Origin of the sequence: Evansella vedderi (genome assembly GCF_030813435.1) — a bacterium.
GTDB classification, from domain to species: domain Bacteria; phylum Bacillota; class Bacilli; order Bacillales; family Salisediminibacteriaceae; genus Evansella; species Evansella vedderi.
In genome coordinates, this window is sequence record NZ_JAUSUG010000020.1 from 98,106 (window position 1) to 116,702 (window position 18,597).

The 18,597-nt window shown below is 39.9% G+C and carries 17 protein-coding genes and 1 pseudogene; 14 read left to right on the forward strand and 4 right to left on the reverse strand.

Annotated elements, in window-relative coordinates; translation table 11 throughout:
* Positions 1–168: 168 nt before the first annotated feature.
* Positions 169–1,152 carry a metal-dependent hydrolase gene (locus J2S74_RS21125; protein WP_307329702.1) on the reverse strand — a complete coding sequence of 328 codons (984 nt, stop codon included), beginning with the start codon at positions 1,150–1,152 and terminating at the stop codon, positions 169–171.
* Positions 1,153–1,480: 328 nt separating this feature from the next.
* Here J2S74_RS21125 and J2S74_RS21130 point away from each other — a divergent pair, with 328 nt between their 5' ends.
* The 9 genes from J2S74_RS21130 to J2S74_RS21170 all read left to right on the forward strand — a co-directional run bounded on the left by J2S74_RS21130 (position 1,481) and on the right by J2S74_RS21170 (position 10,773).
* Positions 1,481–1,789, forward strand: coding sequence for a hypothetical protein (locus J2S74_RS21130; RefSeq protein ID WP_307329705.1), 309 nt, complete (start codon positions 1,481–1,483; stop codon positions 1,787–1,789).
* A 28-nt stretch (positions 1,790–1,817) separates the two neighbouring features.
* Positions 1,818–2,927: an A/G-specific adenine glycosylase gene (gene mutY, locus J2S74_RS21135; RefSeq protein ID WP_307329708.1), complete on the forward strand. Its 1,110-nt coding sequence runs from the start codon at positions 1,818–1,820 to the stop codon at positions 2,925–2,927.
* Positions 2,912–3,670, forward strand: coding sequence for an SDR family NAD(P)-dependent oxidoreductase (locus J2S74_RS21140; RefSeq protein ID WP_307329711.1), 759 nt, complete (start codon positions 2,912–2,914; stop codon positions 3,668–3,670). Before mutY ends, J2S74_RS21140 begins: the two co-directional genes overlap by 16 nt.
* Before the next feature lie 235 nt (positions 3,671–3,905).
* Positions 3,906–4,664, forward strand: coding sequence for a DeoR/GlpR family DNA-binding transcription regulator (locus J2S74_RS21145; protein ID WP_307329714.1), 759 nt, complete (start codon positions 3,906–3,908; stop codon positions 4,662–4,664).
* The gene (gene pfkB, locus J2S74_RS21150; protein ID WP_307329717.1) at positions 4,661–5,572 is read left to right on the forward strand and encodes a 1-phosphofructokinase; all 912 of its coding nucleotides are present in this window, start codon (positions 4,661–4,663) and stop codon (positions 5,570–5,572) included. The genes J2S74_RS21145 and pfkB overlap by 4 nt, the downstream gene beginning before the upstream one ends.
* A gap of 14 nt (positions 5,573–5,586) precedes the next feature.
* Positions 5,587–7,470 (forward strand): PTS fructose transporter subunit IIABC, encoded by a 1,884-nt coding sequence (locus J2S74_RS21155; RefSeq protein ID WP_307329720.1) that lies wholly within the window; start codon positions 5,587–5,589, stop codon positions 7,468–7,470.
* A 387-nt stretch (positions 7,471–7,857) separates the two neighbouring features.
* Positions 7,858–9,471 (forward strand): gamma-glutamyltransferase family protein, encoded by a 1,614-nt coding sequence (locus J2S74_RS21160; protein WP_307329723.1) that lies wholly within the window; start codon positions 7,858–7,860, stop codon positions 9,469–9,471.
* Between the two features lie 196 nt (positions 9,472–9,667).
* Positions 9,668–10,237, forward strand: a complete 570-nt coding sequence (locus J2S74_RS21165) for a chromate transporter (protein WP_307329725.1) — start codon at positions 9,668–9,670, stop codon at positions 10,235–10,237.
* Entirely contained in the window at positions 10,234–10,773 is a 540-nt protein-coding gene (locus tag J2S74_RS21170; RefSeq protein ID WP_307329728.1) for a chromate transporter, read from the forward strand. The genes J2S74_RS21165 and J2S74_RS21170 overlap by 4 nt, the downstream gene beginning before the upstream one ends.
* Before the next feature lie 274 nt (positions 10,774–11,047).
* Here J2S74_RS21170 and J2S74_RS21175 read toward each other — a convergent pair whose 3' ends face one another.
* Positions 11,048–12,010 (reverse strand): NADPH:quinone reductase, encoded by a 963-nt coding sequence (locus tag J2S74_RS21175; protein WP_307329730.1) that lies wholly within the window; start codon positions 12,008–12,010, stop codon positions 11,048–11,050.
* Between the two features lie 80 nt (positions 12,011–12,090).
* The gene (gene yfhS, locus J2S74_RS21180; RefSeq protein WP_307329733.1) at positions 12,091–12,315 is read right to left on the reverse strand and encodes a mother cell protein YfhS; all 225 of its coding nucleotides are present in this window, start codon (positions 12,313–12,315) and stop codon (positions 12,091–12,093) included.
* A gap of 107 nt (positions 12,316–12,422) precedes the next feature.
* On the opposite strand from yfhS, the gene fabL reads away from it, so the two are divergent.
* The 5 genes and pseudogenes from fabL to J2S74_RS21205 all read left to right on the forward strand — a co-directional run bounded on the left by fabL (position 12,423) and on the right by J2S74_RS21205 (position 16,669).
* Positions 12,423–13,214, forward strand: a complete 792-nt coding sequence (gene fabL, locus J2S74_RS21185; protein ID WP_307329736.1) for an enoyl-[acyl-carrier-protein] reductase FabL — start codon at positions 12,423–12,425, stop codon at positions 13,212–13,214.
* Between the two features lie 164 nt (positions 13,215–13,378).
* A pseudogene (locus tag J2S74_RS21190) lies at positions 13,379–13,579 on the forward strand (gamma-type small acid-soluble spore protein); the annotation flags it as partial.
* 240 nt (positions 13,580–13,819) lie between these two features.
* On the forward strand, positions 13,820–14,287 hold the full coding sequence (locus tag J2S74_RS21195) for a DUF3939 domain-containing protein (RefSeq protein WP_307329741.1): 468 nt from the start codon (positions 13,820–13,822) through the stop codon (positions 14,285–14,287).
* A gap of 16 nt (positions 14,288–14,303) precedes the next feature.
* Complete coding sequence (gene ntdP, locus J2S74_RS21200) at positions 14,304–14,831, forward strand: nucleoside tri-diphosphate phosphatase (RefSeq protein WP_307329744.1); 528 nt, start codon at positions 14,304–14,306, stop codon at positions 14,829–14,831.
* A 95-nt stretch (positions 14,832–14,926) separates the two neighbouring features.
* Entirely contained in the window at positions 14,927–16,669 is a 1,743-nt protein-coding gene (locus J2S74_RS21205) for an ABC transporter ATP-binding protein (protein ID WP_307329747.1), read from the forward strand.
* Positions 16,670–16,887: 218 nt separating this feature from the next.
* Here the strand turns inward: J2S74_RS21205 and J2S74_RS21210 are convergent, their stop codons facing one another.
* A complete protein-coding gene (locus J2S74_RS21210) occupies positions 16,888–17,967 on the reverse strand; it encodes an FUSC family protein (protein WP_307329749.1) in 1,080 nt (359 codons plus the stop codon).
* Between the last annotated feature and the right edge of the window lie 630 nt (positions 17,968–18,597).

Genomic DNA, 18,597 nt, shown 5'->3' on the forward strand with positions numbered 1-18,597 from the left:
GCGACTCCAGCGGGAAAAGCAACGGCTGAAGACACCGCAGGGCGGTTTTCCCGAGGAGGCTGAAGCGTTGCCCGCGTAAAGCGTCCGCCTGTAGCGTATCTAAGCAATAACTTTATTGTCCATAAAAAGTGTCTTAAAGAGGGACTAACCCCTCTTAAGACACGTTTTTTAGGACTGGGGGACAATTTCTAATTTACGTTGTAATGTCTCCTCTTTATAAATCCAGCCTGTATAAGAGGATAAAATATGTTTATCTTCGTCTAAGCGAACGATGGCAATAAAAGGATAATGACCTTTACTTCGGTATCGTAAATCAACAAATTTTACGGTATACCCATGAGATTCCCTCGTTACTTGCCAACGGTACGTTGGGGAAAAGGAAAGGAACGCATGTAAATTATCATCTTTTCTAGCTGCGTTGATGATTGGATCATCAGGGATAGGTTCAAAGGGATAGGTCTCATGATAGATTACCTCTCCTTTTTTTACCTTAGCAACATGCATTTTCTCCTGTGTCCGAACAACAACATGCCATGAATTCCATTTAAAGGTAGGAGAAATGAAAATATGTGTAGCATCAGGATGTCGCTTTTTTAAATCATAATAAACCAATCGTTGAGAACGAATTCGCCATAAATAATAACCGATCAAAAAGACATACATCCATAAAAACGTAAACCCTGGGTCTGTACCAAAACGCCAGAAAATAATGCCGATTATATGGGTTGCAAAAATGAATGGATCGAAAATGTTAATTATCCCTAATGCAATCCACCTGTCTTGAAAGGGTGCCAAGGCTTTTGTACCATAGGCATTAAAAATATCTACAAAAACATGGAGAAAAACTGCCAAAAAGGTCCATAACCAAAGATGGAAAGGTTGACTTATGGGCAACATCAAGCTAAGAAATAAAGTAATCAACGTTGGCCATATAAACAAGAAAGGGATCGAATGGGTGATACCACGGTGATTACGAATATAAGTGGCATTATTCTTTAATTTTAAAATGGTATCAAAGTCAGGAGCTTGGGAACCAATAATTGCCCCAAGCATTACCGCTTGTGTCATGGCCGGGGTACTTGATACAACCGGGTCTAATGTAGCTAAACCACCAATTGCTACCCCCATTACCACATGAGTACCAGTATCCAAATTCGTTCCCTCCCTTGACGATATAACTATAAGAGCGTGTTGCAATGCTCCGTTCGCTGCGCGCTAGCTAGGAGAAACCCACTCCTAGCTAGCTGTAAAGAAAAGCAGCGACTTCGCTCACTGCTCCGAGTCGGTTAAAAAAGCTCAGAAACCGAGCTTTTTTAACCGACTCTATGGAAAAGACTTTTCAATTACAATACGATTAAATGGATGCATCTAATTGTGCTAATGTAACAAAAATGGTAATTTCGTATGAATTGGGCTTGGTAAATGTTTAGTCCTTTTTATTATTACCCTAAAAACCATTATTTCAAAAGGAGAAATCTATATGAATCGACCATTGCAAATTTTTATGGAGTATAAAATTAAAGATGACTCTGTTGAGACATATGAAGGAGCAATGAAAAAGGTGTTAAAGGCATTGGAAGAAAATGAAGCTTCAGATATACATTGGTATAAAGCAGCAGATCAAGGAAGCCTTTATGTGGAAATGTTTAAAGTACCAACCATGTCTCATTACAATGAAATAAAAGAAAAAAGAAGAGACGAGCAACACCCTGTTTTTGGCCACTTAGAGAAATACGTGGACGGTGGTTTAAAAAAGGTCCATTGTTGGGCATTTATAGAGAAAAATTAGAGAAATCATCATAGAGGAGAGAGCTGCGTTGGAAAAGGAGAAATTAGATATAAATATCGCTAAATTTCAAGGGGATCTCTTGAAATGGTACGGGGAAAATAAACGAGACTTACCTTGGAGGAGGGAGCGGGACCCTTATCGTATATGGGTTTCTGAAATAATGCTGCAGCAAACCAAGGTGGATACGGTCATCCCATATTTTGAACGTTTTATGAGTCTTTTTCCAACCCTCGATGCATTAGCCGATGCAGAGGAAGAGACGGTATTAAAGGCTTGGGAAGGTCTCGGTTATTATTCAAGGGCAAGGAATCTTCACCAAGCAGTGAAGGAAGTGAAGGAAAGTTATAACAGCAAAGTTCCACATACGGAGGAAATACATAAGCTTAAGGGAGTTGGACCATATACAGCAGGTGCTATTTTAAGTATCGCCTATGGAATACCTGCTCCTGCCGTTGATGGGAATGTGATGCGCGTCCTCTCACGAATTTTTCTTATGAAAGACGACATAAGTAAAGTATCCACAAGAAAGAAATTTGAAGCTTTAGTGGAAGAAATTATATCTCAGGAGCAACCATCCGATTTCAACCAAGCCTTGATGGAATTAGGTGCTTTAATTTGTACCCCAAGATCCCCATCCTGTCTCCTATGCCCAGTACAAGCCCACTGTGAAGCGAGAGAGGAAGGGATCCAGGAGCAACTCCCTGTGAAAATAAAGAAAACAGCAGTAAAGGAAAAGAACATGAAGGCTGTTGTTCTAATGGACAAGGCTGGGAAGGTATTAATCGAGCAAAGACCGGATACTGGTTTATTGGCAAAACTCTGGCAGTTCCCGAATATAGAAGGAGCTTCAAAGGACATTTCTGACATAACGAATTATATGGAAGCAGAAGCAGGGCTGAAGGTAAATATAGTGCCGGAGGTTAAACAGCACGTAAAGCACGTATTTTCCCATTTAATATGGAAAATTGATGTTTATATAGGAACAGTGGATGAGATTGTTAATGAAAATACACTGAAGGGAAGCTCCATGCAATTTGTGGAAAAAGAAGATGTGGATTGGTACCCATTTCCTGTTTCCCATCAAAAAATAATGGATGGAATTTTGAAAGGAGATATTGAAAATTGGATTTACAATTAGCGGGAAAAAAAGTGATGGTTACAGGCGGTTCAAAAGGGATTGGTAAAGGTATTGCAAAGTCTTTTTTACAAGAAGGGGCTAATGTAGGCATTGTTGCTAGGGGAGAAGCGGCCCTTGAAAAAGCCAAGGAGGAACTTCCAGGGATACAAACGATTCAAGGGGACCTTACGGATAAAGGGAGCAGAGAAAATGCCTTTAAAGAATTCATTCGATTATTTGGAGACATTGATATTCTCATAAATAATGTTGGTGGCAGTAATGGAAGTACGACCACGGAAACCCCACTAGAATTGTTTGAAGAAGCAATGACTCTAAATTATTTTTCATCCGTACACTTCAGCCAATTAGCCATTCCATATATGAAAAAGAAAAAGGATGGTGTGATCATTAATATTTCCTCCATTTTCGGCCGTGAATCTGGCGGGAAGCCAACGTATAACAGTGCAAAAGCTGCCATGATCAGTCATACAAAATCACTGGCGGATGAACTAGCGAAGGACGGCATTCGAGTGAATGGAGTAGCACCAGGCTCTATCCTCCATCCAACGGGAAACTGGCAGCGGAGAATAGAAGAAAACCCAGAGAAAATGAAAAAGTTTGTAGAAGCAGAAATACCTGCAGGTCGTTTCGGGACGGTGGAGGAAGTAGCAGATGTAGTTGTTTTCCTCGCATCCAAACGGGCAAATTGGGTTGTAGGTGCCACCCTAAACGTGGATGGCGGGCAATCTCGTATGAACTTCTAATGCCAATTTAAACCAAAAATAGTATGTGTAATAAAGAGATCCCATTTCTTTTTTGAAGTGGGATTTCTTTATTTATAGAGGGAAATATTAAGGGTGCTAACTTAATTTTATGATCGTTTTTGGTTGAATGAATAAAATATATCGATTGAATTTGAATGTTATTGAAAGAAAATGATTGAATTTTGAAAGCGCTCCATATATACTTAATGTTAGTAAGAGATAAGGGGTTATGATAATGCTTACTTTCGAAAGACAACAGCTTATTTTATCTTTATTGAAGGACAAAAAGGTCGTGAAGCTCCAGGAGATAGTTGATGCTACTAACGCCTCTGAGTCTACTATCCGCAGAGACCTTACTGAATTAGAAAATAATAATCAGCTAAAAAGAATTCATGGTGGTGCTTCACTCCTAACTAGCATGATTGAAGAACCAACGATTGAAGAAAAGCAATCGAAATATACAGAGGAAAAGCTGTTAATTGGTCAAGAGGCCGCTTCCATTGTTAAAGATGGTAGGAGTATCTATATCGATGCAGGAACAACAACAAAGGCTATGGTGGAGTATTTAAAGGAAAAGGATATCGTTGTCGTTACGAATGGACTAAATGTATTAAACGAACTTTTACTACACGGAATGAAAGCTTATATTCTTGGGGGCTTTGTAAAAAGGGGAACCCACGCAATGGTAGGAAGGGGAGCGATCGATGCTTTGGAAACCTACCAATTTGATATGGCCTTCATGGGAACAAATGGTCTAGATTTATCTAGTGGATATACAACACCAGATCCGGAAGAAGCTCAAGTAAAAGCAATCGCGATTAAACGTTCAAAGGAAGCATACTTTCTAACGGATCATTCTAAGTTCGGTGATACTTCCTTTGCTAAAATAACAGATTTAAGTGAAGCAGCAATTATTACTTCGGACAAATTAAACCCAGATATTTTAAAGAGTTTTGCAGAAAAAACAGAAGTGAGAGTGGTGAAAATGCCTTGATATATACACTTACATTAAATCCATCTGTGGATTACATCGTTTCTGTGGATCCGTTCGAATTTGGCAAGACAAATCGAACTGCAACAGAGATGAAAAACCCTGGTGGAAAAGGGATTAACGTTTCAAGGGTATTAAACAATTTAAATATAAAAACCAAGGCCCTTGGATTTATTGGTGGATTTACTGGAGGATTTATTGAACAGAAGCTTCGTGAGGAAAAGGTGGATACAGATTTTATTCAGGTTAATGGTGATACAAGAATTAATATAAAGCTGCAGACTGGGGAAGAAACGGAAATCAATGGGCAATCTCCTTCCGTTGATCAAGAGCACCTAAATACCTTATTGGAAAAGCTTCACGTACTACAAGAAGGGGACTTATTAGTTTTAGCAGGGAGTGTCCCTAAGTCCTTGCCATCAAACATCTATTATTCTCTTTTAAAAGAAGTGGAGGAATTAGGTGTAAAAGTCATTGTGGATACGAGCGGCGAAGCCCTTGAGAAAAGTTTCCCAGGTAACCCCTTTTTGATTAAGCCTAATCATCATGAACTGGGAGAACTGTTTGATAAAAGTGATTTAACTGTGAAGGATGCAGTCCATTATGGAAGAAGGATTCTCGATAAAGGGGTTCAGAATATTATCGTTTCTATGGCAGGGGAAGGAGCTTTATTTTTGAATAAAGAAATAACTCTTTTTTCTAATGTTCCAAAGGGGATTGTAAAAAATTCTGTTGGCGCTGGCGATTCCGTTGTAGCAGGATTTGTTGCCTCCTATAGCCAGCATAACGACTTAGTAAAGGCCTTTCAATATGGAATAGCTGCTGGAAGTGCAACAGCGTTCTCTAATCATTTTTGCGAAAAAGCTGAGATTGAGAAATTAATAGATGAAATAGAAATTACTAAATTATAAAGGTGGTCGTCACTATGAAAATAGTAGAATTGTTGAAGAAAGAAACAATGATACTAGATTTAAGATCAACAACGAAGAATGAAGTAATTGAAGAGTTAGCAAATGAGTTAGATCGTGCAGGTCGCTTAAATGATAGAAAAAAGTTTATCGAGGAAATTCATAACCGCGAAAGTCAAAGTTCAACAGGTATTGGCGATGGTATAGCCATTCCACATGCAAAAACAAACGCTGTCAAAGAACCGACAATTGTATTTGGTAGATCTAAGTCTGGAATTGAATACGATTCCCTAGACGGTAACCCTAGCCATTTATTTTTCATGATTGCTGCTAGTGAAGGGGCAAATAATGAGCATTTACAAACATTATCTCGTTTGTCTACATTGTTAATTGACGAAGACTTCCGTGAAATATTAATGAAGGCAGAGACGAAAGAGGAGATCTTAACAGCCATTAACGAAAAGGAAATAGAAAAGCTAGGTTCTGAGGATGAGGAAGCTTCTAAGACCGATGCTTCGGAAAAATTCATTGTTGCCGTTACTGGCTGTCCAACTGGTATTGCACATACGTACATGGCTGCAGATTCCTTGAAAGACAAGGCAAAAGCTATGGGTGTTGAAATTAAAGTAGAAACGAACGGATCTGATGGTGTGAAAAACCGTCTTACTAGTGCTGATATTGAGAAGGCTGTTGCCGTTATTATCGCTGCGGATACAAAGGTAGAAAAGGAGCGTTTTGCTGGTAAACCTTTAATTGAAGAACCAGTGACTGCTGGTATTCGCCGACCAGAGGAATTAATTACAAAGGCTATCAACGGTGATGCCCCTATTTTTAAAGGGGAAGGGGGCGGGGCCTCAGAATCCGGAGAAAGGGAGCCAAGACAAAAAGTAGGGTTCTATAAACACTTAATGAATGGTGTTTCCAACATGCTTCCCTTCGTTGTTGGTGGAGGTATCTTAATTGCTTTATCCTTCTTCTTTGGTATTGAAGCATTTGACCCAGATAGTGCAGACTATCATCCCCTTGCAGATGCACTAATGACGATTGGTGGCGGTACTGCATTTGGTCTAATGATTCCAGTATTGGCCGCGTTCATTGCCATGAGTATTGCGGATCGTCCAGGTTTCGCCCCAGGTATGGTTGCAGGTATGATCGCGGCCAATGGTGAGGCAGGGTTTCTAGGTGGTATCATCGCAGGTTTCTTAGCAGGTTACTTAGTTGTTGGTATTAAAAAGTCATTTAATTTCGTACCTCAGTCCTTAGCTGGTATTAAAACCATTTTAATTTATCCATTACTCGGTATCTTATTAGCAGGTTATATTATGCTAGAATTTATTGTAGACCCAGTTCAAGCCCTTAACAGATCATTAGAAAATTGGTTAGGGGGAATGGGCACTACTAACATCGTATTAATGGGAATTTTACTAGGTGGGATGATGGCCGTAGACATGGGGGGACCAATCAACAAAGCCGCGTTTACATTTGGTATCGCTATGATTGACGCTGGTAACTTCGGACCACATGCTGCTATCATGGCTGGTGGAATGGTTCCACCATTAGGTATCGCTTTAGCTACAACTTTATTTAAAAACAAATTTACAAAGCAAGAGCAAGAAGCAGGAAAAACGAATTATGTTATGGGAGCGTCCTTCATAACAGAAGGTGCCATTCCATTCGCAGCTGCAGACCCAGGAAGAGTAATTCCGTCCATTATTGCAGGATCCGCAGTTGCCGGGGGACTTTCTATGGCATTTGGCAACACGTTAATGGCTCCCCACGGTGGTGCGTTCGTTATATTCGTAGCAGTAGAGAACTGGCCCCTATATATTTTAGCAATAGCAGCCGGATCCCTTGTAACAGCATTAATGTTAGGATTCTTGAAAAAACCAGTTGTGAAGTAAGTAGATTATTAAACCTTAAGCAGAGAGTTTAGATGCTCGTAAAAAATTAGTTACTTAAACCTCTTGAAATTGGATGTGGAGTAAACAAGTCCCTACTTAAATGTATGTAGGGGCTTGTTTTTAGTGGAAAGCAAAACACGGTCAAGTTTTCAAAAATACTCTATGAAACGCGAACCAGGATCTCCCGTTCCATAACCCCTCCCTGAAACGAAAATCCCATATTTCCATTCACCCTCCAAGAATAGTTTTTTACAAAGAACAAAATTTCGCGTAATTTGAGTCAAAATTGCAAAACCTTCAATGGAAGGGTTTTCAAACGTAAAACATATTCCTTCGTTACTCGAAATATGTTACGATAAGAAAAAAGACATAGGAGGTACATACAACATGATTTCATTTGATAGTTCTCATTATCCTTATTCTTCACAGAGAATGGTTACATATGGTCGCAATGGTATGGTTGCTACTTCGCAGCCACTAGCTTCCCAAGCGGGATTAGACATCCTTAAAAAAGGGGGGAACGCCATTGATGCGGCAATTGCTACTGCAGCTTGCTTAACGGTGGTTGAACCAACATCAAACGGTATTGGTAGTGATGCGTTTGCTTTAGTATGGGTAAAAGGGGAGCTCCACGGTCTTAACGCCAGTGGTCCTGCCCCGCAGTCCATTTCTATTGAAAAGTTAAAAGAGCAAGGTATAGAAGAAATGCCGAAATTCGGGTGGACTCCTGTAACCGTACCAGGTGCACCTGCTGCCTGGGCAGAGCTATCCAAACGTTTCGGTAAATTGCCTTTATCGGAAGTATTAGCACCTGCGGTAAAGTATGCGAGGGAAGGCTTCCCGTTAAGTCCAGTTTTAGCTTATTTTTGGGAGCGGGCAACTGCCGGTTATTCCAAAGTTCTAAAGGGGGAGGAGTTCCAAGGCTGGTTTGACACTTTTGCTCCAGGTGGAAAGGCGCCGAAAGCTGGGGAAATGTGGCGTTCAGAAGGGCACGCAACTACGTTAGAAGCCATCGGTGAAACAAACGCAGAGTCTTTCTATAGAGGCGAGCTTGCAGAGAAAATAGCCGAGTTTTCCAAAAGGCATGGTGGTTATTTAACGAAAGAGGACTTAGCAGCTTTCCAACCGGAGTGGGTAGATCCAATTAGTGTTAATTACAAGGACTATGATGTTTGGGAGATTCCTCCAAATGGGCAAGGGCTTATTGCATTAATGGCATTAAACACCTTGAAAAATGACGAGTTCAAGTCTAGAGATGATGTAGTTACATTCCATAAGCAAATTGAAGCCATGAAGCTTGCTTTTGCTGACGGGGAAAAATATATTACAGAAGAGAAGGAAATGAGTACGGCAGTTGCTGATTTACTAAGTGATAAGTATGGACAACAACGACGTGAACTTATCAGTAATGAAGCGTTGACGCCAACTCCAGGTGAGCCTCCAAAGGGCGGTACTGTTTATCTCGCAACTGCAGACGGGGAAGGAAATATGGTTTCCTTTATTCAAAGTAACTATATGGGCTTTGGATCTGGAATTGTTGTACCAGGAACAGGAATCTCCATGCAAAATAGAGGACATAACTTTAGTCTTGATCCTAACCATGAAAATGCATTGAAACCAGGTAAGCGTACGTACCACACGATCATTCCTGGGTTCCTAACGAAAGACAATGAAGCGGTAGGTCCTTTCGGAGTGATGGGTGGATTTATGCAGCCACAAGGACATATGCAGGTCATTATGAATACGATTGATTTTGGTCTGAACCCTCAAGCGGCATTAGATGCTCCTAGATGGCAGTGGATGAAGGATAAAGAAGTGCAATTAGAGCACTCGGTACCAAATCACATTGCTTTAGGATTAGCAGCGAGAGGCCACAACATCCAAGTAGCACACCATCCTGGAGGTTTTGGAAGAGGTCAAATTATTTGGAGAGATCCGAAAACAGGTGTCCTTGCAGGAGGAACGGAAGCCCGCACAGATGGAGCAATAGCAGTTTATTAAAAAGGGTCAAAGGACATTGTTTATTTTTAAATAGCGTTGATTGTAGCGAAAGGTGCGAGACTCCTGCGGGAAAAGCAAAAGCTGAAGACCCCGCAGGAACGAGGAGGCTGAAGCGTTGCCCGCGGAAAGCGAGCATCCTGAAGCGTAAATCAACATCGAAGTTTAACAGCGTTATTAAAAAAGGGAGTAGAAACTAATGAAACATGGGGAAATATTTATGGCTTTTCTTCGTGTTGGATTATTAGGTTATGGAGGCGGCCCTGCCTCCATTCCTTTAGTTCACAAGGAAGCCGTAGAAAAATATAAATGGATGACTAGTGAAGAGTTTGCGGATATATTAGCTATTGGAAATACTTTGCCAGGTCCAATTGCTACAAAAATGGCAGGGTACATTGGATATCGAGTTTCTGGCACCCTAGGAATGATCAATGCCATTATTGCATCGGTAATACCTACTGTTATTTTAATGATTATTTTACTTACATCATTAGCCTCGTTCCGTGAATATCCTTGGGTACAAGGAATGACACACGGAGTTATTCCGGTTGTGGCAGTGATGATGGGGGTAATTACTTGGAGTTTTATTGATAGTTCCAAAAAAGGATTAGGCTGGTTAAAAGTTGTCATATTACTTATTCTTTCTATTGTACTCATTCAATTATTAGGTATTCATCCTGCAATAGTAATAGGAGCACTCATTTTATTTGTCTTAGTTAAAAGACCAGCTAAAGAAAATCAGGAGAAAAAGGAGGGAGATGCTCCATGATTTATTGGGAGATATTCCTGGCGTTTTTTATTCCTGGTATTGTAGGTTACGGTGGAGGACCAGCGACAATTCCTCTTATTGAATATGAAGTAGTTCACAGATATGGGTGGATGACGGTAGAAGAGTTTGGAGAGGTTCTAGCATTAGGAAATGCTTTCCCGGGACCGATAGCAACCAAAATGGCGGGATATATAGGTTTCGTTGAAGGGGGAATCTTAGGTGCAGCCATTGGTTTGTTTGCTACCATTGCCCCTTCCCTTATTCTAATGGTTGTTCTACTCGGCTTATTGTATCGTTTTAAGGACTCACCGAAGGTAAAGTTACTTTCCACAATTGTAAGACCTACCATCGCTGTATTATTGGGAGTATTAACTTATCGATTTATTGAAACTTCTTATATTGAGAGTGGTTGGTTACAAACCATTTTCCTTTTAGGGATTAGTTATTTCTTGTTGGAAAAAAGGAAGGTTCATCCTGCATTTGTCATTTTAGGAGCTCTCATCTACGGAGCTATATTCCTAGCACCAGCCACATAATGAGGCTGTTTTTCTATCAAATTGCTCTTGCGCAACTTCGTTTACTCTTCTGAGGAAGATCACTGTTGTATTTAATCAACAAGTTTACTGTTCATGGTGCCTGAAAAGAGTTGACATCGATTTTTCTGCGGATAAATGACAGGGCAATACTAGAACAGATGGAGACACTGGCCCTTTCCTCTTTTCAAGCTTTTCAAAAAGCGACAAATTTACTAAAACAGCCATTAAAAAAGGCTTGCACTGTTGATAAAGTGCGAGCCTTTTTTAGTTTCTTTTATGGTACCAATACGATACTGCCGTTTACTTCATGGTTTTCTAATGCAGTGTGGGCCTTTGCTGCTTCTTCGAAGGTGTATGTGGCACCGACATGGGCAAAGATTGTTTGCTGCTCTAATAGGCTGCTTATTTCATCTCCTGCTTTTTTTAGTTCCTCTTTTGGTGCAGTGAAAAGTAATACACCTAGTAAGGAAGCGTGCTTTTGGTTTAGAAGTCTCCAAGGGAGCGACGGGGTATTATTTTTTGGAGAACCGATCGTTACAATTCTTCCCCCCGTTTTTATTATTGTTAAATTTTGCTCAATATTTTCACTTAAGGACATGTCTAAAATAATATCAATACCTTGGTTATTTGTTATTTCGTTTACTTTTTCAACCAGGTCCGTTTCTTTATATAAGATAACGTTATCCGCACCTGCTTTTTGGCAAAAGGCTGCTTTCTCTTCATTTCCGGCGGTAGCAATTACTTTTGCACCAGCCCTTTTAGCCAGTTGAATACTAGCGTTACCAACTGCTCCTGCACCGCCATAAATAAGTACTGTTTCGCCAGGCTGAATTTTTGCCCGGTAATGTAATGACAAATGTGCCGTCATAAATGGCATGGCAAGGGCTGCACCCTCCACCTCAGTCGTCGTGTCTGGCAATGGGAAAACTGCTTCAGAAGAAGCTGTTACATATTCAGCACTAGTTCCAGCAACATTCGTTGCCCAAACACGATCCCCTGCTTTTACATGAGAAACCCCCTCACCAACCTCTTCAACCACTCCACCTAAGTCAAAATGAGGAATATGGGGAAAACGAGGAACTTCTCGAATTCCTTTACGAAAATACGTATCAACGGGGTTTATGGCACTAGCTCCGACTCGAATAAGAACTTCATTTTCCTTTGGAGAAGGCTTTTCCATTTCCTGTACATGAAGTACTTCTGGATTACCGTATTCCTTATAAACAACAGCTTTCATTTTCTCACACTCCACTCCCAATTACTTACTTTTCCTCCATTGTAATCGGTTTTATATAGGAAAGCACGTAAAATGATTTATTAGTCAAAGTGAATGCGGCTGCCGCTTGTTCCGTTACTTTCTAGATGATTTAATCCTCCGCGGTCGATCATTTCATTGACGATTTCACGATGGATGGTAACTCCCTCCGAGTTTAAATAAGGGACCATTTGTTGTAAATTGTAATGGAAGTAGGCTAATTCTTTATCCGTCCATTCTTTTTTTGAGATCATGGAAAGCTCTGTAAAGTCTCGTCCAACATACATTATTATCTCTCCTTTACGGTTGTATTTCTTACTTTAAGATAGTTTCCCTAGAGTAAAGGGATGATATTCGATATAATGGGTTGGAAAAATAGGTAGTAACATGATGGATGAAGTTTTTAGAAAGTGAGGAAGTTATTATGGATCAATCAACGAAGAAGGTGGCACTAATTACTGGTAGCAGCCGGGGAATTGGGAAAACGATTGCCACTAAATTAGCAAAGGAAGGCTATAATATCGTAATTAATTACGCTCGAAGCCGTGGGAAAGCGGAGGAAACTGCGGAAGAATTACGTCAATTAGGGGTAGATGTTCTAACAGTAAAAGCAAACATTGCAAAAAAAGATAAGGTAGAGGAAATGTTTGCTCAAATTGATGAACATTTTGGAAGGGTTGATGTTTTAGTAAATAACGCTGCTTCTGGTGTCCTTAGACCCGTTTTAGAACTGGATGAATCCCACTGGGACTGGACAATGAATATTAACAATAAGGGAATGCTATTCTGCTCACAAATGGCTGCAGAACGTATGAAGAAGCAAGGGACTGGTGGTGCCATCGTCAGTTTAAGTTCATTAGGATCACAAAGATATTTGAAAAACTATACGACAGTAGGGGTCTCGAAGGCTGCAGTGGAATCATTAACAAGGTATTTAGCAGTGGAGCTTGCCCCAAATAATATTCGTGTAAACGCTGTTTCTGGAGGTGCTGTGGACACAGATGCCTTAACTCATTTTCCAAATAGGGACGAGCTGTTAACGGATGCCAAGGATAGAACCCCAGCAGGTAGAATTGTGGAACCTGAAGATTTAGCCGATGCAGTTATGTTTTTATTATCACCACAAGCAAAAATGATTTGTGGACAAACCATTGTGGTTGATGGTGGAATTTCATTATTAACTTAGGTTGGAATATCATATTACTGGAAAGTCTCTTCAGGCGGATGCTTCCGCGGGAAAACTAAAATAAAATTGTCAAAAAAATACAAGGTTTTAGTCGGATAAAAATTCACCTCGGGGTTATCATAATCTTTGTGGAGGTGATACACATGGCTAATCAAAATCAAAACGCTTCTCAAACAAATGCTCAACAAGTAAGGAAGCAAAACGCACAGTCTGCTCAAGCTCAACAAGCTCAACAAGGGCAACAAGCTCAACAACAACAAAACTTTGAGTTTGCAAGCGAAACAGATGCTCAACAAGTACGTCAACAAAACCAACAAGCTGAAGCACGTAAACAACAAGCTTCTAGTCAACAACAACAGCAGTAATGTGCGTTATACTAATGGATCCACATTAGTATAAAGGTATCATCTGCCTTACCCCTTTTCCCTATACGGGAGAAGGGGTTTTTATAATGGTTTTATTTGATATTATGATGATTTATTTTAAAATCATACAATCAATAGTATAATGGAAGAGAGAATAGCTAAAAAAGATAAGGATTAAGCCAATTGAATAAGGGATAAGCATGTGATTTACAATTCCAAAGGGCTATGGAGGGGATGAACATGTTTTTCAAAAAAAAGCGCTCCAAAAAACAGAAAGATAAGGAGAAGAACAAAGAAATGAAAATCATCACCGTGTCTGTTGATGAGGTCAGAAAAGCGATTAATAATTATACATCCACCCTCCAAGAAGGAATATCACTTCGCTGCATCATTAAAGAAAATAATGAAATTGACTTTGAATTACTTTATGCACATCTTGGGGGCATGCCGGATAAAAGCTTTTACATGTCCAAGGAGACCTTTGAGGTATTTGAAGATCAAAGCTATGCGAAATACATCGACCTATGCCAAATTGCATGTGACCAATATTTATTGGAAACTGGGATGGAACCAATAACTCCTGGTGATCCCTATCGAAAAATTAATTATTTGAAATTGCAAAATTATTTAACAGAAAAGCCTCCATTTGACCTTTATTTACACCCAGAAGATCAAATGGTAACTCCCCGTGCCCTTAAAGATTCGTAACGAAAGGAGAAAAAAAGTGAGCTTTCCGAAGTCAGGAAGTAATATTCTAGTACAGAGTTACAAACACAACGGGCAGCTTCATCGAGTTTGGGAAGAAACCATTGTCTTAAAAGGCACTTCTCAAGAAGTAATTGGCGGCAATGACCGAATTATGGTTCAAGAGTCGGACGGCCGTCAATGGCGAACAAGGGAACCAGCTATTTGCTACTTTACTGCTAATCATTGGTTCAATGCAATTGGAATGATAAGAAATGACGGAATATATTATTATTGCAATTTAGGGACTCCATTTACTTACGATGAAGAAGCTTTGAAATATATCGATTATGATCTGGACATTAAAGTTTTTCCAGACAAAACGTACAAGCTATTAGACGAAGATGAATTTGCTTTACATAAAAAACAAATGAATTATCCAGATGAAGTGGAGGTCATCCTCCGAAGGAGTGTGGATGAGCTAGTCACTTGGATTAGTCAGCAAAAAGGGCCTTTTGAGCCTGGATTTATAGAATATTGGTACGAGCGTTTCTTAAACTACCGTTAAAAATTAGAGGGAAGTTATGCTTGAATAGTAAAGAGCACGGTTTTTACGGAAAGCCGTCTCTTTATTTTTGCCACTAGGATTGGAGTGTCAGCTATTTGGATAGTATAAAACGTTATTTAGCTTTTGTTAAACCATATTGGAAACAGATTATTTTTACGGTTATTATCGGGGTATTTAAATTTGGAATTCCTCTTATCATTCCCCTCATTTTAAAATACGTGATTGATGATATTATTGGTGCTCAAGGTTTAACTAATGATGAAAAAATGACGTCCCTTTATTGGTTAATGGGGATCGTATTATTTGTTTTTCTAGTGTTTCGTCCTCCCATTGAATATTACCGACAATACTATGCCCAGTGGACAGGTAGTAAAATTCTGTATGATATTCGTGATCAGCTTTTTACACATTTACAAAAGCTAAGCTTAAAGTTTTATTCCAATCGAAAATCAGGGGAAATCATCTCTCGGGTCATTCATGATGTGGAACAAACGAAGACCTTCATCATAACTGGAATGATGAATATTTGGTTGGATATGTTTACTATTGTTGTAGCAATCATTATTATGTTTACGATGGATCCTTTGCTAACCCTTGTGGCCATTTCGTTATTGCCCTTTTACGGAATTTCTATTAAATATTTTTACAGCCGATTACGATCTCTCACAAGAAAGAGGTCCCAGGCTCTGGCAGAGGTGCAAAGCCATCTACATGAACGACTGCAAGGGATGAACGTTATCCGGAGCTTTGCGTTGGAGGATCATGAACAGAAACAATTTGATAAGCGCAATGAGAATTTTTTATCGAAGGCATTAGATCATACAAGATGGAATGCAAAGACCTTTGCTGTGGTCAACACCATTACCGACATCGCTCCAGTCCTAGTCATTGGAGTTGCCGGGGCGTTAGTTATTCAAATGGATCTAACGGTGGGAACTATGGTCGCCTTCGTAGCTTATATGGACCGTTTATATAACCCATTGCGAAGATTGATCAATTCCTCCACCACATTAACGCAATCTATCGCTTCCATGGATCGTGTTTTTGAGCTAGTGGATGAAAAATATGATATTACAGATAAGGAGAACGCTGTACCCTATTCCCATCCACAGGGAGAGGTAATATTTGATCGTGTAAGCTTTAGCTATGACGATGATCAAAATGTTCTCCACGACCTAAGTTTTCGTGCAGATAGGGGTGAAACGGTTGCCATTGTAGGAATGAGCGGCGGTGGAAAAAGCACCATCATGAGTTTAATCCCTCGATTTTATGATGTAACAAGTGGCCGCATTATTATTGACGGTAAAGACATTCGTGACTATCAAATGCGATCCTTAAGGGACCGGATTGGCATGGTGTTACAGGACAATATCATCTTTAGTGATTCCGTCCGCTTCAACATTTTAATGGGAAAACCTGATGCTACAGAAGAAGAAGTGATAGAAGCGGCCAAAGCAGCCAACGCCCATGATTTTATTATGGAACTTCCTGATGGTTACGACACGAGCATTGGGGAGCGGGGAGTAAAGCTTTCTGGTGGGCAAAAACAACGTATCGCCATTGCACGGGTATTTTTGAAGAGCCCGGAAATCTTAATTTTTGACGAAGCAACAAGCGCATTAGACTTAGAAAGTGAGCATCTCATCCAACAGTCCCTATTTAGATTAGCAGAAAATAGAACAACCTTTATCGTGGCACACCGTCTCTCCACCATCACTCACGCAGATAAAATTGTGGTAATCGAAAACGGCCGATTAGCGGAAATGGGAAGCCACGATGAATTAATGAAACAGCAAGGAGCTTATTATAATCTATTCCAAGTGCAGCAGTTGAACTGATAATTTTAACAAGGCTACCCTGAAAATACAAATCAGGTTGTCATTCGCTACGGTCCGTTCGCTCATTCCAATGCAGACTAGAATTTTCATTTCCATGTAAAGAACAGTGTTGGCTTTGAAAAAGCGTTGATTATAGCGCCTGAAGGGAAAATCAACATCAAAGTTTAACAGAGCTTAAAACAAAAAGAGGAAGAGGAGGCTCTTGGGAGTCTCCTCTTTTATAATTCTTTTTCTTTTACACTTACTTCATTTTCATCTGTATGATATTTGAAAAAGCTGTTAACTCGGCGGTCTAATTTTTCCAATTCCTCACTGTATTCTATAATTTGCGCAATGACGGGGAAGAAGTGAATCCATTCGTTTCGATCAATCTCGTTGTTATCGTGAAAATCTAAGAACAATTCGGTCAGCTGTTGCTTACCTGTTCCCACCTCTTCATAAATATCTTCCGCCGAGTGGGACCTCACCTTTCCCATATACTTTAATAGGATACGTTCATGATAGTTTGTTAAATAGTCTAATTGGCTACGAATAAGCTCTTGCATCTCTTCCGGGAATTGATGAATAACGTTCTCGTATTTACTCAAGCTCTCTAAAATAGTTAGCCCTTTTTTGGAACTGTCCATCATGTGTCGAAACAACACCACTTTTCGAAGGCGAGGATGCTCGTTTTTTCGAAAATAGTTTCTTTCTTCCTTATAAAGCTGAAAGAGATTCTCGATTTTTGTAATGGATTCTTGCAGCTTCCCTAAATCCTTCTTTAGGGTCTTGTAATCCGCTTCATGGCGGGTAATAAGTCGGATCCATTGAATGATTTGCTCGTTGGTACTCGTAATTTTATGGTACAAAGAATTTTCATGCTTCGGTCGTAAAAAAATCAAGTTAACAAGGAAAGCAGCAAATACACCTAACATGATTAACAGGAACCGCTTAGTAGCCAGTTCAATGAATTCATCCGTTGGACTTCCCATTATAATTACGGCCGTTACTACCGCTAACGGAATGATTGCTTCTTTATTAAATTTAATATGAATGGCGATAACAAGCATGACAACGACACCGATAACAAACGGTTCGTGTCCGAAGGCTAAAACAAAAATAATAGCAAGAACAGCACTTAGGGTATTCCCTTGTATCTGATCTTTAATTGCAATAAAACTTTTGTGAATGGACGGCTGAACAGCAAAAAATGCTGCAAGACCAGCAAAAGCAGGATTTGAAAACCCTAGCCAAATGGCTGCATAAAGGGCAAAGGTAACTGCCAAACCGGTTTTAAATATACGGGCACCAAGCCTCATAATTTTCAAAATTCCTTTCTAAACTTGTAATGAAGTAGGGACAAGTTATCCTATGTTTTATTTAGTTTAATCATTCCACTGTTAATGGAAAATATTATTCCGAAACGTACTATACACCCCATTTGGCAAACAATCAAGTACCTTTTTTGATTCGTAAAAATATTATCATAGTTTGCTTATACCTTGAAGGTGGGAATTGCAAACCTAATACAGGAGGCTGAAACGCGAACTGGGAGGGAAGAAGGTAGTTCGCGTTTCATGGAGCGTTTATGGAACGCAAATTAGGAGGAAAGAAGGAAATACGCGTTTCATGGAGCGTTTATGAAACGCGAAGGGAGAAGGAAGCAGGGAATACGCGTTTCATGGAGCGTTAATGAAACGCGAATTAGGAGGAAAGCAGTGAATACGCGTTTCATGGAGTGTTTATGAAACGCGAAGGGAGAAGGAAGCAGGAAATACGCGTTTCATGGAGCAATTATGAAACGCGAATTAGGAGGAAAGAAGGAAATTCGTGTTTCATGGAGCGTTTATGAAACTGAATAGGTTACACTAAATTGGACAGATTCGTTAAGGTCATATAAACTTGACTCAATACAAAGTCGAAGGAGAATCAATTATGGCCAAAAGGGA